The organism is Edaphobacter sp. FHG110511_03 (assembly GCF_059115365.1).
Genome location: NZ_JBZYWL010000052.1, coordinates 1 through 813 on the forward strand (window position 1 = coordinate 1; position 813 = coordinate 813).

General features: G+C 53.4%; 1 protein-coding gene. It reads right to left on the reverse strand.

Annotated features, from left to right (window positions below; genetic code table 11):
* A partial coding sequence (locus AC5S26_RS29905; protein ID WP_494188597.1) for a GMC family oxidoreductase N-terminal domain-containing protein occupies positions 1–619 on the reverse strand: 619 nt, incomplete at its 3' end.
* Positions 620–813: the final 194 nt, after the last annotated feature.

Consider the following 813-nt stretch of genomic DNA (forward strand, 5'->3'; position numbering starts at 1 on the left):
TAACAAGTGCATTCGGAAGAACGGTCAGATTTGGCCGATCCATGTATGGGAAGACATAGGTACGAAAGACAGAGAGACGCTTTCCGTTTCGAATCCTTGTGTCGACGATAGAGCTACCGCCTGCACCCTCCATCATGATTCCATTAGGGCTGTCGAATATAGGGATTCCGACACTTTTAGCACCATCGAGCATTGCAAGCGCCATCGGGTGAGGGTCTGGCGCAGGCTGTACGAAGACGAGTCCTCCCGTTCCTCGGCAATTCGGATCCGGAGAGCCGTGCCAGTCCTCAATCCGTTTATAGGTGCCAAGTATGGATTCGTAGTTCCAGGACGGATCGCCGGATTCCTCGGCAAAGAAATCCCAATCACTCTTGTGTCCGCGCGACCAGATCATGGCGTTGATACTGGACCCACCGCCAAATAACTTGCCCATGGGAAGTCCCATAGATCGGTTGTTCAAATGCTGGGAGGGACGACCCGTAAAGGCCCAGTCGCGTTCCGATCCTATATTTAACGGCCACTGGTTCGGTTCCGAGACCACGGGAGTTTCGTCGCCGCCGCCCGCTTCTAACAAGAGGACACTAGCATTTTCGATCTCAGCGAGTCGGCGAGCGACCACCGAACCGGATGATCCAGACCCACAGACGATAAAGTCGTAGGAAGACCGCAGGGTTGACCTGAGATTTGCCTGATTAGCTTCGACCCGGTTAAGAAATACTTCCGACTCAAATTCGTACCCCTGCTCGTGTCCTCCCCTACTCATCTGTGAGCGAATGAGTGCGGCAGGTCCTTTTAGACTTTCTGACATAATGG